The organism is Campylobacter showae (genome assembly GCF_900573985.1).
Classification (GTDB): Bacteria; Campylobacterota; Campylobacteria; order Campylobacterales; family Campylobacteraceae; genus Campylobacter_A; species Campylobacter_A showae_E.
In genome coordinates, this window is record NZ_UWOK01000001.1 from 1,309,469 (window position 1) to 1,323,924 (window position 14,456).

Genomic DNA, 14,456 nt, shown 5'->3' on the forward strand with positions numbered 1-14,456 from the left:
TAAGCTATGCTTTTAAACACCTTTGCGCCGCCTTTTAAGCTAGTCGGCGGTTATTTTATCGCGGGCATTTGCTTTTTGATCGCGAGCATTCCCGCCTTTTTCGCGGCGGATTTTGAGACGATCGCGGGGCTTGAGACGGCGGGATTTTTACACGTGTTTTTCGTCGGCTTTGTTATGAGCATCATCATCGGCGCGCTTTATCAGCTCACTTCGGTGATCTTAGAAAAGCCGTTTTCGACGATCAAGGGCGCGGTGGCAAATTTAGCCCTTTACTGCGCGGGCGTGGCGTCGATGAGCTACGGGATGATCAGCGGCAAAACGGGCTTCATGCACGGCGGCGGCATGGCGCTTTTTCTTGCGCTGCTGTTTTTTGGCACGACCTATATCGTTAGCTTTATGGACAATGAAAAAAAGAGCTTCGCATCATTTATGCTCTTTGTTTCGGCGGTATTTTTACTCGCCGGCATCTCGCTTGGATTTTGCCTTTTGATGATACTTTCGGGCACTTTGCCGATGGATTTTATGTTCGCGCTTAAATTTCACGTCTATTTCGTACTCGGCTTTGTTTTTTTCATCATCGTAGGCGTGGCGACCGTGCTGCTACCGATGTTTGCCCTGGCGCACGATCTAAAATTTACGCTTAGTAAATTTGCCTTCGGGTTTTATATTTTTGCCGGCATTTTGCTCTTTCTTAGCGAAATTTACGCGTACTTTGCGTTTGGAGCAGCGATCGTTTGCTTCGTCGCCGAGGCGCTACATATCCTAAAAAAGCGCGTTCGCAAAGCATACGACTACTGGAACGTTAATATCGCTCTTTCGCTCGCGGCCTTTGTACTTTTTTGCGTATTGATTGCGGCGGATAGATACGATATGGCGGTGTTTATGCTGATTTACGGATTTTTATTCGCCTTCATCGCGGCTCATCTTTACAAGATTGCGCCGTTTCTCATCTGGTATCACTACGTAGCGCCCTTTGTGGGTAAAACAAAGGTGCCGCTGCTAGATCAGATGATACTTAAAAAGCCAGCATATATCGGTATCGGCTTTAATGCTCTTGGTCTCGTGCTTTATGAGCTTGGCGTCTGGCTGGAGATAAAATCGCTCGCGCACTGCGGCGTGGCTTGCCTGCTCGTCAGTATCGTTTTAGTCGCGATAAATATGATAAATGTTTTTAAATTTACGAAATTTGGAGTAAAGGAAGAAAAATGAAAGAAAAAATATACGATGCGCTCTCAAACATCGTCGATCCCGAGGTTGGCTTTGATATCGTGTCATTAGGACTGATTTACGACGCGGTTTGCGACGAGAACGGCAAAGCAAAGGTCACGATGACGCTATCTACGCGCTCATGCCCGCTGCATGAGATGATACTGGGCTGGGTGGAGACGGCGGTGCTGAATGTCGACGGAGTAAAAGAGTGCGAGATAGACCTCGTGTGGGAGCCTGCGTGGAGTATCGAGATGGCGAGCGACGAGGTGAGGGCGGCGCTGGGAGCGTGATTTTGGCGTTATGTAAGGTCAAATTTAGCCGACAGCTCGGCAAAATTTGACCTCGGTTTTAATCTGTTTATAAGCTTGTTCGGGGCGCGATTGTCTTGTCCAGACAAGCTCGTATTGGTGCCTAAATACGAATGATGAGCTGGATAGCGTCGCCTTCGCGCCCGATCCAGTGCTAGGCGGCATAGATACGCCAAACGGCAGAGTCGAGTTTTTACAAATGGTCGGCATTACGCAGCGCGAGCTAGACTGGCTACGCAAAGACCCGACTACGCAGCGCGTAGAGCGTTTGATAAACATGATGCGCGAGGATAATCCTTTACTAATCACCGATTTAAAGCGAACGAAAGAATACGTTTGATTTAATAGCAATCAGATCGGTAAGGCAAATTTAGCCTTGGCAGTAAGTAGTGGCCGGAAATTTGCTAGTCCTTGCTGGCTATTTTTATCTCTTTTGCTATTAATTTCTAATTTATATATCCGATTTCTCATAAAAATCAGTAAAATTTAACCTGTTTGGCTTTGCCTAAAATCTCATCTTACACAAACACGAAATGATTGGATTTGCAGCAACATATTTAGCTGATTTTTGGTTATACACAAATACGCTCAAATTTTATTGGTTAATTTATAAAAAGCAAATTTACTCACGTACACTGCATAAAAAACCCGCTCACCCGCGTCCGCTCACACCAAAACACGTATAAAATCCCGCCACTGCCGAAATATACCTCGCCGCCTTGTTCGCAGGTTGGAAGCTCGCTATCAAGCTGCATCAAAAACTCCATCTTTTCGCCGCATATCGGGCACGTCGGCACCAAGGCGCCCTGTATCCATGATGGCTCGCCGCCGATGCGCGCGAGGTTTTGCCTACTATTTGACATCCCCCAGTCCTGAGCCGCCCAGCGCGCCGGCGTAGGCGCCAGAGCGACCTCGCACTCCTTTATCGGTTCTTCAAAGGCGTATTCGACCTGTGTCCTGTCTCCGATACGCCGCGGTATACCCTGCGCGTCGTGCTCGTAAAAGACTATCTCGCCTTCGTTTATCTCTCTAACGTGCGCGGCGAGAGTTAAGCGGGATAGCGATCGCACGGGCAAGTCGCGGGGCAGCGGATCAAGCGTGATAAGATGAAATAGGGGATTTTGCGCATCGCCGTTCGCCTCATCCAAAACCCCGCCGAGCTTATATCCTGCCTCGCTGCCCTCAAACCGCCAGGTTGGATGGTATTTCGCCAGATGCGGCGCATAGGGCGCGCCGAAGTAGCCTCGCGGAAAGATTATGTGATACACGCGCTGTTCGCTGACATCTGCGATAGATCGCACTCGCTAGATTGGGTTTGCTTTTGGCATTATATTATAGTGTTTTTGGGGTAGTATAAAATCTAAAACTATGTTTTTGAAATTATTTTTAGTGGAATAATTTTATTGTAGAATAAGAATATCCTGAATATATTGTGACTAACGAAATATAGTATAATTTGTTAAAAAATCAATTTACTACTTGCAACTTAATTTTTGACCAAATTTAGAATAATATAAAATTTAACTTGCCACCTAATTATTATGTTTTAAATTTTTAAAGGATTGGAAGACCAATCCTTATTCATTAATCCATTTGGTTTCTGATATACGATGGCGTTTCTAGCATATTAGTTGCTTCTTCGCTATTGTATCCGCCGCTAACCTTTAGTCTGCTGATTCTTTCATCTAGAATCGGATTTCTTGACTTTTTAAATGCAGCGTCGGGCGTAGAGGCTACGGGCGTAGGTCTTTCTTCCTCTTTGTCTCTAAAGCCGGTGGCTATTATAGTAACTTGAATTTTGTTATTTTCAAAACTTTCGTCGCTTGTCGTACCGAATATAATATCTGCATCATCATCGACAGCATTTTGTACTAGGCACATAGCCTCTTCTATATCGCTAAAAGGAGAGTCTGGGTGATATTTGAAGTGTACCAGAACGCCCACTGCGCCGTTTATGGTAATGTCGCTTAGTAGTGGAGATTGTATTGCGTTTTTGATTGCTTCCTGGGCTGCGCCTTCACCTTCTGATTCGCCTATGCCAAGCAGCGCCATACCGCGATGTTCCATTACTTTTTTAACGTCTGCAAAGTCAGAGTTTATGTCGCTATTTCCCGAATCAAGAACTATGGTACACATACCGCTGACGGCTCGAGCTAAAACGTTATCAACTATTTTAAAACTTTCTTTTATACCAGCTTTTTTGTCTATAAGGGATTTTAGTCTTTGGTTTGGTATCACAACTATAGAGTCGGACTCTTTTTTTAGCTCGTTAAGACCTTTTAGGGCTAGATTGTAGCGCTTTTTACCCTCAAAATCAAACGGCATAGTAACAACTGAGATAGTTAAGGCGCCAATTTCTTTAGCTGCCTGTGCTACCACCGGAGCTGCGCCTGTACCGGTACCGCCTCCAAGGCCTGATGCTATAAATACGATATCTGAGTACTCAAGTGTAGATTTGATCTCTTCGTAACTTTCTTGAGCGGCTTTAGTTCCTACGTCCGGATTCATACCAGCACCAAGACCTTTTGTGATCTTCTCTCCAAGCTGCAGTTTAGTAAAGGCCAAAGAGCTGTCAAGTGCTTTTACATCGGTATTAGCGACTATTAGATCGATATCCATTTCATCGCCTTTTTCTCTAATAATATGATTTATCATATTTCCACCACCACCGCCTACGCCTACTACTTTTATCTTTGCGCCGTATGAAGGCTTTTTCTCTTCTACCATAAAGTTACCCATAGTTGATCCAATCTCCTTTTAAAATAGTTGTGTTATTTTATTCCAAATCACAGAAAAAATATTTGGTTTTTTTTCTTTTTTATTTAAATCTTCATTTAGTTCGTCTTGTAAAGTTCTGTCGTCATCGATTCTTAAATCATCTATATAGTTATCATCCAGAGTACTTCCTCTAAAGATTTTATTATCGACTTCTTCGATATTTTTTTTATCTTCGATTTTTACTCCATTGTCGTAGACTATATCTTTTAAAATCTTATTTTTTACTACAATCTCGTCTTTATATCGCATTTTCTTTTCAGAGTCGATTTCATAAGGCGTAAAGTAGCCTGCACCGTACATACAAAGTCCGATCGCACAAGAATTTGCCGGATCTCTTAAAATTTCATATAGCCCTTCCATTTCCTTTGGTCTTGCTATTCGCACCGGCATATTATCAAATACTGCTATAGCAAGCTCTCTGATACCTTCAAGTTTAGTCATGCCGCCGGTAAGAACTACGCCTGCGGCTATTGAATTTTTATATCCGCTATCTTCGAGCATTTTTGCAAGTATCATTAGCGTCTCTTCGGCTCTTGCATATATGACGTTTGAAATAACGTCAAGAGATACTTCCTGAACCTTGCCATCTTCGTTAATAGGCGGGATCTCAACTAGTTCGTTGGCATTATTTAGCAAAATTCCGTAATTTAATTTTATATCTTCAGCTTTTAAAATAGGCGTATGAAGCGCTGCTGATAGATCATTGGTTATATTTGACGAACCTATGCCTAAAAATTCGTTATATCTTATCGAATTTCCAGAGTGAATTATCATATTGCAAGTTGCGCCACCCATATCTATAAATGCTACACCCAAATCTTTTTCATCTTGATTTAGCGTCGCGATAGCCGAAGCGTAGCTGGAAAGTACGATATTATCAGGCTCGACTCCAGCCAAATTTAACGCTTTTCTTAGGTTACTAAGAGATGATTTTTGCGCCATTATGATGTGCGTTTGCACCTCAAGCCTGCTACCGTTCATACCCAAAGGATCTTCTATATGCTCTTGATCGTCTACTTTAAAATTATAAGGAAGTATATGTAGCTTCTCGTAGTCGCTATGTATCTGCGCTCTTCGCTCAGACTCAGACATCGAGCGTTGTATCTCTTTTATGCCTATTTCATACGTGGGAACGTTTACCACGCCGTTACTGTCAACGCTTTTTGTATAGGCTCCCGAGATTGAAACCACTACTTTTTCGTATCTTGTGCCGGCCACTCTTTGAGCGTCTATTAAAGCGCTTTTTATTGATTTTGATGCGAGCTCGATATTTGTTATTACGCCCTTTTTTATACCTTGAGTTTTTGCAGTTCCTATTCCGATTATTTTAAGTCCTGTTTCATCGTGCTGGCCTATCACAGCGCAAATTTGAACAGAGCCTACGTCAATACCTAAAATTTTAGTACTCAAAACAGATACCTTCTTATTATTTTTTTGTATAATAATTCGTTACTTGATAACGCTTGGCTAATACAGCCGTTAAATCCCTAATGAGCTCATTATTTTTCAAGTAACCTACATTTTGCGTTATTATTTCTTTATATTCTTTCTCTTTTTCGCTATTTGTTAGTTTTTGTTCCGTTACCTCGTAGACTACAGCCTTGTCGTCAAGCAACACATAGCCCTTTTTGCCGCCTTTTTCAAACAGGCGATTGACGAATATATTAAACTCGCCCTCACTTAGTCCGTCTTCAGCTTTTACGGTATCTCTACTGACAAACCCTATGTCGGTACCTTTAAATCCTTTTTCAAGCAACTCTTTTGCTTTTGCTTCTACGATTTCTTTAGTTTTTTGCTCTTTATAAAGTTCTAAAATTTGATCCCTCGCCTCGTCAAAACTCATTACTCTCGGCGCTACGATCTCTTTTACCTTTACTATCATATAGCCGTCTTCGTATTCAAACGGCTTTAGGGTATCGCCTTTTTTTGCTAGTTTTAGCTCGTCCATCGGCAAGCTCGCATTATCTTCAAATGTAGCTATCGATACGTCTGCCTGCTTCTCGTCTTTCTTGATTTTTAGATACTCTTCAAGGGCGACTTTTTTAGTTTGTTTGAGATTGTAGTCTTTTAGTACTTCATCTTTAACAGCCTCAAATTCTTTTATCTTGTCGTCACTACCTTTATATTCGTTTTTGTTTTTGTTGTAAAATTCTGTTAGCTCGTTAGTATTTGAATCGCTTGATATAGCTGGGATAAATTTGGTATCAAGCTTAAATTCGGTCATGGTTTTGTATTCGTTTTTGTGCTCTTCCCAGAGTTTTTTTAGCGCATCTTCATCTATTTTTATTTCGTCTGCGCCAGCCTCTACGACTTTCATAGAGATTTTATCCTGCATCAAAAAGCTAGCCGTTAGCATATCTATATCTTGAGCGTTTGCGGGTAAATTTATAGCATGTCTTAGCTTGTCTAAAAGTATTACGTTTTTTAGGCTTTCCTCGTATTCGCTTTCAGTAGTTCTGGCTCTTTTTAAAGTATTTTTGTAAAGCTCTTTGTCAAATTTGCCGTTTGAGTGGAAATTTTGATCTGCGATTATGTATTTTACTATATCTTCGTCGTTTACGCCCAGCCCCAAATCATCTGCGAAATTTAAAAGCATAGCATCGTTTACTAACGCCTCTAAAGCTAAATTTTCAATGCCTAGCTCGCTTGCCTTTTCGTCACTTAGCTGTCCGTCAAAAAGCTGACTATAGTATGCGTGAAGCTGACCGTATCTGTTTTGAAACTCTTGGATGCTTATATTTCTGTGCCCGACCTTAGCCACCGAGGTAGCTCTGCTCGCGTTTAGATCGTATGCTCCCCATCCGACGAAGCCTGCTCCGACGAAGGCTATCGTGCTTACCCAGATCGTCACGACGAGGTATTTTCTATGCTTTTGCATCCAAGTTATCATCTAATTCCTTCAAATTCATAAAAATTTTATGCATTATTTTACTGAAATATCGTAAATATCACCTTAAAAACGCGCTTTTTATCGATAAAATTTCAAAAAAATTAACATTTTTAAAGACGTTAGTTTCGTTCAGATTCGTAAAGGCGAGCTATGCTTAGCAATTTACACGTATTTTCAAGGATCGCGACGTCTTTTGCAAGCTGATACGGGGTCCTGCTATGCACGTATACACCGTATCCTTTGATAACCATTATGTTAGTTTTATTCTCTAACATATAGCGATAAATTTCTGTATCCGCGCGCTCATACCAGTCGTCAAACTGTTTTGGATCATAAATCGGGATCTCGTGATGCTTGATATAACCAAAAAAATCCCTCGGGCGAATAAAAGAATGACCCAAAGTATAAGCCGTTAGGTAGGGCGGCATGGCGTAGCAGACATATTTGGCCTCATTTATATTTTTGTATATATTTAGGTGGATGTCTGCGTCTATGCTCGCGTCGTTCCAGCGATAATCCCTTTTTGAGTTTAACATTATCAAATCTTCTTCTTTGAGGTTGTCAAAAATCGTCGTTCTTTTGTTTATCAAAAACGAATCATGCAAAATCCTGGCCGAGATAGAGCCGTGAAAGACGCCGAAAAAGTTTTTTCTAAACATCGAAAGAGCGATTTTGCTGATCTCGCTTGCGCAGTATTTTAAGTCCATTTTAACCTTTTATAAACTTTTTTTGTTATTATACACAAAAAATAAAGGCTAAATTTGAACTCCCCACACGTTCCCGTGCTGCTTGATGAAGTTTTACGAGCTTTTGAGGATATAAAAAGTGGCGCGATTGTTGATTGTACGCTCGGATACGGCGGGCATTCCAGCGCGATTTTAGAGCAAAATCAAAACGTAAATTTGATAGCCTGCGATCAAGACGAAGAAGCGATCAAATTTAGCTCCGAAAGACTGAAAAAATTCGGTCAAAGAGCGCAAATTTTTAAGAGTAAATTTTCAGAAATTTTGAGCAAAGTGGAACAAGGTCAAATTCGCGGTATCCTAGCCGACATCGGCGTTTCGTCGCTGCAGCTAGATAAAAATGAGCGCGGCTTTGGACTAAAGAGTGAAAATTTAGATATGCGCATGGACGCGCAGGCTAAATTTTCAGCTTACGACGTTGTAAATTTTTATAGCGCAAAAGAGCTAGAGCGTATATTTGCTGACTATGGCGAGCTGCCAAATCCGGCTAAATTTGCTGCTAAAATCATAGAAGCCAGGCAAAGCGGCGAGATAAAAAGCGCCGAACATCTCGCGCAAATAATCGGGCTAAAAGGTATAAATGGACGCAGCGTTAGCGCGGCGACGTTAGCTTTTCAGGCGATAAGGATAGAGGTAAACAATGAGCTTGGCGAGCTGCAAAATTTACTACAAAGCATCGAGGACTCGCAGATCGACGAGTGCGTTGTGGCGATAATTAGCTTTCATTCGCTAGAAGATCGCATCGTAAAAAATAAATTTAGACAGTGGGCGCAAAGCTGCATTTGTCCGCCGCAAGCCCTTAGATGCACGTGCGGAGGGGATAACGCGCTGGGTAAAATAGTCAGTAAAAAGGCAATAACGCCATGCGCTGCCGAGATCAAGGCAAATCCGCGCTCAAGCTGCGCGAAAATGAGGATTTTTAAAATTTCAAGAGGTAAAAATGCAAGATAAAAACGAGGTTTTAGAGTTTAGCGGCGGCGAGCAAAAAAAGGAACGAAATTTAGACTACAAAACGTTAGCGACGGCGTATCTCGGGCTTTTTATCGCGCTTGCTTTGTTTTTACCTAAAATTTACATCACGAATCAAATTTATTACATCAGTCGCGAAATCGGCGATCTAAGCGGCAAACGCGACGTCTTGCTCGAAGAAAATAGAGAGCTTCGCTTAAAACTCGAGAGAATGAAATACAAAAATCAAATTTTAGACCCGCTCATCCTGCAATAGCTAAATCCCGGCTTCAGACTGCGCAACTAGGCGCTCTAGGACGTATTGCTCCAAGTCTTTGCGCGGGATCTCGTTTTTTACCGCTTCGTTGTAGATCATCTCGACTTTCGTGGAGTATTTTTCGTAGCTAAAATACGGAAAATGCACGCTCCAAGCTTTTTTTATGAGCTCTTTGCTCACGGCTTTTCTCGCCCAAATTTTAAACATATCAAAGCCGATAAAAACGGCTGAAGTGCCCACCACGGCGCTAACGATCGAGAGGTGAAAGTCAAGCTTAGTAAAAATATGATGCGTTAAAAGCAGTAAAATAAAAAACACGACAAAGCACAAAAGCCCGTAAACTAGGTAAGTTCTTGCGTAGCGAAATTTAAAATTTAGCTTAGCAGGATCTACTAACATGCCTTCGTTAAAAAGGCAGTTTGCCTCGAGCAGATCGCGAAACAGCACGGGTTGCTTCGAGATAACAAAGATATTTTCTAGGATTAAATTTTTAAACGTGTTATTTTTCATATTTATGATTATCCTTAAATTTAGCCTCAATTATAGCAAAAACTTCGTAATCCAAGCTAAAATTTGGCCTTAAAGCAACGCTTTTTTAAGAGTATTTGAGCTAAAATTACTTAAATTTTAAGGAGAAAAAATGAACGGAATAGTATATCTAAACGGCGAATTTATAGATGCGGCGGCGGCTAAAGTTAGCGCGTTTGACCGCGGATTTATCTTTGGCGACGGCATATACGAGGTGGTACCGGTGCTAAACGGACGGCTTGTGGATAGAGAGGATTTTTGGGAAAGATTTGAGAGAAGCCTAGCTGCGATCGAGCTAAGCTTACCGCTTTCAAAGAGCGATTTTCAGGGCGTTTTAGAGGAAGTGATCTGGCGAAACAACCTAAAAGAAGGCGGCGTTTACATGCAGATCACCCGCGGCGTCGCCGATAGGGATTTTAAATTTATAAAAGGCTTAAAGCCGACTTGTTTCGTGTTTTGCTACGAAAAAGATATCGTCGCAAATCCTGACGCCGCGACCGGCATCGAGGTCGTTAGCGTCGAGGATATCCGCTGGAAGCGCCGCGACATCAAGTCCATCTCGCTTTTGGCGCAGTGCTACGCCAAAGAACAAGCCGTAAAAGCCGGCGCATACGAGGGTTTTATGGTCGAAAACGGTTTTGTGACCGAGGCGACTAGCTCGTCTGCGTTTATCATAAAAGATAACGTCCTGATAACCAAACCGCTTTCAAATGAGATTTTGCCGGGCATTCGCCGCAAGGTGATTTTAGGTTTTGCCGAAAAGGCGGGGCTAGAGATCAGACAGCGACCGTTTACGATGCAGGACGTTTACGATGCCGACGAGGTGTTTATCTCGGCCGCGACGCTGCCGATACTGCCCGTCGTCAAGGCTGACGACAAGCCGATAAGCGGCGGCAAAGTCGGCAAATACGTGCCGATACTGCGTCAAATGTATATAGATAAGATCAAAAAAGAGGCCGGGCTTTAGGCTAAAATTTGACGTTTCGGGTCGGCTCAAATTCGGCTAAATTTGACGAATGCATTTAAATTTGCCGTCCGAAGCGTTAGTAAATTTTGAGGAAATAACGCTTGCTGGACTATTAAATTCGGAACCAACGATGAAAAATAAACCCAAAATTTTAATCAGCTCCTGCCTGCTCGGCGAAAACTGCAAATATAACGGCGGCAATAACGCAGACGCGATTTGCGCGGGCGAGCTTGCAAAACTTAGACAAATTTACGAGCTCATCGCCGTTTGTCCGGAGAGTATGGGCGGACTAGCGACTCCGCGCGAACCTGCCGAAATTTGCTCAAACGGACGAGTGCTAACTAAATTTAGCGGCCACGACGTGACGCGAGAGTTTCTTTCGGGCGCGCAAATTTGCGCCGATATAGCCCGCGAAAACGGTTGTAAAATCGCTATTTTAAAAGAGCGAAGCCCAAGCTGCGGAAGCGGCGAGATCTACGACGGAAGCTTTACCGGGCGGCTCGTTAGCGGCGACGGCCTAACCGCAGCGGCGCTAAAAAAACTTGGCGTTCGGGTGGTTGGCGAGAGTGCGCTTGCGGAGCTAAATTTAGAAAAAGAGGCATAAAGTGGCCGAGTGGATAAACGTTAAAGATATAGCGGACGGCGCGAAATTTTACGCCGCGGCGGCGATTAGGATAATGCCGACGCCGTGCGGGCTGGCAGAGGGAAATTTTATCCCAGAAAACGGGCTTGTTTACCTTATCTCGGACAATGCTTCAGATAAGAATTATTTTAACTGCGTCTGCCTAAGCGCAGGCGAAGAAGGCAACGTGATCTGCCGCCTCAAGCGAAAAGGTAACTGCGTATTTGGAAGCGAGATCAAGCGGATGTTTGAAAGCAAGCTGCAAGAGGCATTTATAAGTAAAAGTATCGAGATCACGGTAACATAAGGCGGTAAAATCAAACAGCTAAAATCAGGTTGATGGCGAGCGGCGTAAACATTATTACAAATTTGGGCGTATCAAATTTCTAGCGCGACTTTGGAAAAATTACCGCTTGAAATTTTATCTAAATTTTTCGGTAAGATTTTCGGAGCCTTTAGGCTTAGCATAATCAAATCGTAGCCAAATTTGGCAAGCGGCGTAAAATTTGTAAAAACAGTAAAAATATTGACGACGGCAAAACGGCAAATTGCCGCCCTAAATTTAAAAAACGGCAGGTCAAATTTTATCGTCGTCCGTCTTGCTCGCGCAAAATTTACGAACTATAAAAATCATAAAACGCAGGCTAAACCAAGACCGCGTCGTTTCGGCGTCAAATTTAACCGCCCAGCCTATGTCAAGGCTAAATTTAACAAACAGCAAAAAGGGTAGCAAGCCTCTTGCAATCGCTTGCAAATTTTCGCCAAATATTAAAAGGCACGTAAACGCAGAAATGCCACGCTCGCCGAAATCAAATAGCCGAATTTAATCCAGCTTTTACTAAAAATTTAGCCGAATTTGACGGCAAATCTAAGTCCGGTTTAGCTCAAATTTGCCACCGAAGCGATAGATTTTTCGTGTCGTCTGCTTTAAATTTTACGCCAAAAAGAGGCAAAGCAAAATTTATTCGCACCTTCTTGATTGTAGCTTAAATTTGCAGTCTGCGACGCCTAGCTGCCAGCCAAAACATAACGATAAATTGGGGCCCAATTTGCCCAAATTTATCGTCAAAACTGCTGTCAAATTTATCTCAAATGCCCAAACTCCGGCCTATACTCAAAGTGCATCGTATCAAAGCTCACCCAGCGCCCACCCCAGATGAAGCCGTGCTTTTCAAATACGCGCACGATCTCTTCGGGGATTTGATTGCGGTAGCGGGCGTCCTTGCTCCAGCGCCAGTAGTCGCTCTTGTCGGTATTTATGTCGATCGCGATGCCGTAGGAGTGGGAGCTCTTGCGCTTGGTGCCCTCGATCACGCGCCAGTTAAACGTACCCGATGGATTGTCAAGAAATTTTAGCAGCCCCGGTTTTTGCGCCGTTAGCGCGTCAAGCTCGTTTGAGACGGCTTGCAAAGCTGCGGCCGCGCCGTTTTTGGAGTTAAATTTAAACGTTTTGCCGCCGTGATTTTTTAGCCAAACGACATCGGTTAAATTTGCCTTCACTTCCGCCTCGCTCGCGCCGTAAATTTTATCCAAAAGCTCGTAGTTTCGGTATCTGCCCGCGTCATTGCTAGGTAGCGCTAGAGGCTTAAATAGCGGATAAGGCTGCGCAAAAGTATCCTCGACGTCGGCTAGATTTAGCAGACGGGCGGTATCCTTTGCCTCGCCGTCGTCAAATATAACCTTGCTGCCGTCAGCAAAAACTACCTCGTTGCCGACGATTTTCACGCCGTAAGCTTTTTCGATCGCCGATTTTTTCGCGTGCGACGCTTCCTCGCCGCTAGCTACTTCAAAGGTATTCATCGAATTTATTCGCGAGACGAGCAAACGTTTTGGATCGATATCTGCTACGTCCGAGCCGATTTTTAGCGTCGTGATCGCTATGCCGCCGATCATGGCTCTGCCGTTATCTTTCGTGCGGATGCCCCAGACGTCGTGCACGGCGAGTGGCTCGCCCCCGCGCATACCCGCATAAAGCATGATGTGTCCGTTCATATGAAATAGCGTTCTATACGGCACGGCTTGCGTTTTGATGACATTTAGTTTTTCTTCCGCGCTTAAATTTGCTAGGCTCACGACCTTGCCGATTTGACCTTGCGCCTTTGAGTTTCGCGGTAGCCACACGCCAAAGCTACCGAGGAAATCCTGCAAAAACAGCGAGCAGTCGCGCTTGCCGCCAAACCCGCCCCAGCCGTAGCTTTGCCCCAGCAGCGATGACGCCAGCGCCCTTACGTTTTCGTCGCTAAATTTAAGCGGAAAGCGGCTCGCGTTTTGTTTTGATATCTCGTAGTTTTTTAGCCCGTTTTGAGTCTGGATTTTGCCGTAAAATTTAAACTGATCCTCGCTTTGAAACGGTAAAATCGCGCCTATGCGTCCGTAAAATAAAAAGTTGCCGTTTTTGTCGTAGACGGGCTCTTCGTCTTTGGTAACGCTTAAAAATTTAGAATTTTTTAGCTCCCGTACGGCGTCTGCGCTTAAAATTTTGATTTCGGTCGATTTTATCCAGCCCCACGCCGCATCGCTACCCACAAACGCCCACGCTCCGTCGGCCGAAAAGTGCGAAACGTAAAGCGGATAACCGATCGAGATGAAAGATAGCTGAGCGTAGTCAAACGGCAACCCTTCGCCCGCGCGCACGGGATTATAGAGTACGGCCTCGTCGGTCGGTAGGTTTCGCAGACTCGCGTTTGCCGTCGTTACCGCAGGCAAAGAAACCTTGCCGAAGCTCTCTACGCTCGCGTTTTTGCGCACTTTTTCAAACCACTCGTTTGGGACTTTGCGCATATTTGAGAAAAAGTACTGCCTTTTTGACGTATTTTTATAGTACTCTAGCGCCCAAAAGGCGTCTTTTGCACTCGTTGCGGGCGCTTTTAGATCAAGCGCGTTAAAGCGTTTTTGCAGCAGAGTTTCGCCGCTACTTTGCGCTTCAAAAGGTAGTATCGGCAGCGCATTTGCATTTTGATCGACGTCAAATTTTAGATAGCTGATGTGGCCTAAATTTTCATCCGCGCTCTCCTCGGGCATATCGTATGCGGGCGCGGCGTTAGCGCCTTGATCCGGTAAATTTACCGCGCTTGGCGCGTCTTTTGGCGATACGCAACCGCCCAGCATCGCTAACGCCGTCGCTACGGAAAATATAAATTTGTAAAATTTCAATCTAGCTCCTTAAAAATAAGCTATAATTTTACA

The 14,456-nt window shown here is 43.8% G+C and carries 15 protein-coding genes and 1 pseudogene; 9 read left to right on the forward strand and 7 right to left on the reverse strand.

From position 1 onward, the window contains the following. The first annotated feature begins 6 nt into the window (after positions 1-6). The 3 genes and pseudogenes from EE116_RS06560 to EE116_RS06570 form a co-directional block, all read left to right on the forward strand. Positions 7-1,209, forward strand: a complete 1,203-nt coding sequence (locus tag EE116_RS06560; protein WP_122873753.1) for a peptidase M50 — start codon at positions 7-9, stop codon at positions 1,207-1,209. Then, positions 1,206-1,499 carry a metal-sulfur cluster assembly factor gene (locus EE116_RS06565; protein ID WP_122873754.1) on the forward strand — a complete coding sequence of 98 codons (294 nt, stop codon included), beginning with the start codon at positions 1,206-1,208 and terminating at the stop codon, positions 1,497-1,499. Before EE116_RS06560 ends, EE116_RS06565 begins: the two co-directional genes overlap by 4 nt. A gap of 136 nt (positions 1,500-1,635) precedes the next feature. Beyond that, a pseudogene (locus tag EE116_RS06570) lies at positions 1,636-1,857 on the forward strand (suppressor of fused domain protein); the annotation flags it as partial. Positions 1,858-2,143: 286 nt separating this feature from the next. On the opposite strand, the gene EE116_RS06575 reads toward EE116_RS06570, so the two are convergent. From EE116_RS06575 to EE116_RS06595, 5 genes are all read right to left on the reverse strand, one after another. Then, complete coding sequence (locus tag EE116_RS06575) at positions 2,144-2,818, reverse strand: hypothetical protein (RefSeq protein WP_206159240.1); 675 nt, start codon at positions 2,816-2,818, stop codon at positions 2,144-2,146. A 283-nt stretch (positions 2,819-3,101) separates the two neighbouring features. After that, entirely contained in the window at positions 3,102-4,256 is a 1,155-nt protein-coding gene (gene ftsZ / locus EE116_RS06580) for a cell division protein FtsZ (protein WP_009496063.1), read from the reverse strand. 18 nt (positions 4,257-4,274) lie between these two features. Further along, complete coding sequence (ftsA, locus tag EE116_RS06585) at positions 4,275-5,705, reverse strand: cell division protein FtsA (RefSeq protein ID WP_002948629.1); 1,431 nt, start codon at positions 5,703-5,705, stop codon at positions 4,275-4,277. A 16-nt stretch (positions 5,706-5,721) separates the two neighbouring features. After that, entirely contained in the window at positions 5,722-7,185 is a 1,464-nt protein-coding gene (locus EE116_RS06590; protein ID WP_122873755.1) for a peptidylprolyl isomerase, read from the reverse strand. A 119-nt stretch (positions 7,186-7,304) separates the two neighbouring features. Beyond that, positions 7,305-7,892, reverse strand: coding sequence for a class II aldolase and adducin N-terminal domain-containing protein (locus tag EE116_RS06595; RefSeq protein WP_122873756.1), 588 nt, complete (start codon positions 7,890-7,892; stop codon positions 7,305-7,307). Positions 7,893-7,946: 54 nt separating this feature from the next. Here EE116_RS06595 and rsmH point away from each other — a divergent pair, with 54 nt between their 5' ends. Beyond that, a complete protein-coding gene (gene rsmH, locus EE116_RS06600) occupies positions 7,947-8,879 on the forward strand; it encodes a 16S rRNA (cytosine(1402)-N(4))-methyltransferase RsmH (protein WP_122873757.1) in 933 nt (310 codons plus the stop codon). Next, on the forward strand, positions 8,869-9,153 hold the full coding sequence (locus tag EE116_RS06605) for a hypothetical protein (RefSeq protein ID WP_122863615.1): 285 nt from the start codon (positions 8,869-8,871) through the stop codon (positions 9,151-9,153). Before rsmH ends, EE116_RS06605 begins: the two co-directional genes overlap by 11 nt. Here the strand turns inward: EE116_RS06605 and EE116_RS06610 are convergent, their stop codons facing one another. Continuing rightward, positions 9,154-9,663: a hypothetical protein gene (locus EE116_RS06610; protein WP_122873758.1), complete on the reverse strand. Its 510-nt coding sequence runs from the start codon at positions 9,661-9,663 to the stop codon at positions 9,154-9,156. A 130-nt stretch (positions 9,664-9,793) separates the two neighbouring features. Between EE116_RS06610 and EE116_RS06615 the strand changes: the two genes are divergently transcribed. From EE116_RS06615 to EE116_RS06630, 4 genes are all read left to right on the forward strand, one after another. Continuing rightward, positions 9,794-10,648 (forward strand): D-amino-acid transaminase, encoded by an 855-nt coding sequence (locus tag EE116_RS06615; RefSeq protein WP_122873759.1) that lies wholly within the window; start codon positions 9,794-9,796, stop codon positions 10,646-10,648. A 130-nt stretch (positions 10,649-10,778) separates the two neighbouring features. Continuing rightward, positions 10,779-11,252, forward strand: a complete 474-nt coding sequence (locus EE116_RS06620) for a 2-thiouracil desulfurase family protein (RefSeq protein ID WP_122873760.1) — start codon at positions 10,779-10,781, stop codon at positions 11,250-11,252. Position 11,253: 1 nt separating this feature from the next. Then, entirely contained in the window at positions 11,254-11,577 is a 324-nt protein-coding gene (locus EE116_RS06625; protein ID WP_241091653.1) for a hypothetical protein, read from the forward strand. A 219-nt stretch (positions 11,578-11,796) separates the two neighbouring features. After that, a complete protein-coding gene (locus tag EE116_RS06630) occupies positions 11,797-12,000 on the forward strand; it encodes a hypothetical protein (protein ID WP_163028039.1) in 204 nt (67 codons plus the stop codon). Positions 12,001-12,353: 353 nt separating this feature from the next. Here EE116_RS06630 and EE116_RS06635 read toward each other — a convergent pair whose 3' ends face one another. Further along, positions 12,354-14,423 carry a bifunctional C40 family peptidase/M15 family metallopeptidase gene (locus tag EE116_RS06635; protein ID WP_122873762.1) on the reverse strand — a complete coding sequence of 690 codons (2,070 nt, stop codon included), beginning with the start codon at positions 14,421-14,423 and terminating at the stop codon, positions 12,354-12,356. Positions 14,424-14,456 lie beyond the last annotated feature (33 nt).

Excerpts from the sequence above, each read along its gene's own strand:
- EE116_RS06620 (WP_122873760.1), top strand. The coding sequence starts at position 10,779 with ATGAAAAATAAACCCAAAATTTTAATCAGCTCCTGCCTGCTCGGCGAA.
- EE116_RS06590 (WP_122873755.1), bottom strand. The coding sequence starts at position 7,185 with ATGATAACTTGGATGCAAAAGCATAGAAAATACCTCGTCGTGACGATC.
- EE116_RS06615 (WP_122873759.1), top strand. The coding sequence starts at position 9,794 with ATGAACGGAATAGTATATCTAAACGGCGAATTTATAGATGCGGCGGCG.
- EE116_RS06605 (WP_122863615.1), top strand. The coding sequence starts at position 8,869 with ATGCAAGATAAAAACGAGGTTTTAGAGTTTAGCGGCGGCGAGCAAAAA.
- EE116_RS06565 (WP_122873754.1), top strand. The coding sequence starts at position 1,206 with ATGAAAGAAAAAATATACGATGCGCTCTCAAACATCGTCGATCCCGAG.
- ftsZ (WP_009496063.1), bottom strand. The coding sequence starts at position 4,256 with ATGGGTAACTTTATGGTAGAAGAGAAAAAGCCTTCATACGGCGCAAAG.
- EE116_RS06560 (WP_122873753.1), top strand. The coding sequence starts at position 7 with ATGCTTTTAAACACCTTTGCGCCGCCTTTTAAGCTAGTCGGCGGTTAT.
- EE116_RS06595 (WP_122873756.1), bottom strand. The coding sequence starts at position 7,892 with ATGGACTTAAAATACTGCGCAAGCGAGATCAGCAAAATCGCTCTTTCG.
- EE116_RS06610 (WP_122873758.1), bottom strand. The coding sequence starts at position 9,663 with ATGAAAAATAACACGTTTAAAAATTTAATCCTAGAAAATATCTTTGTT.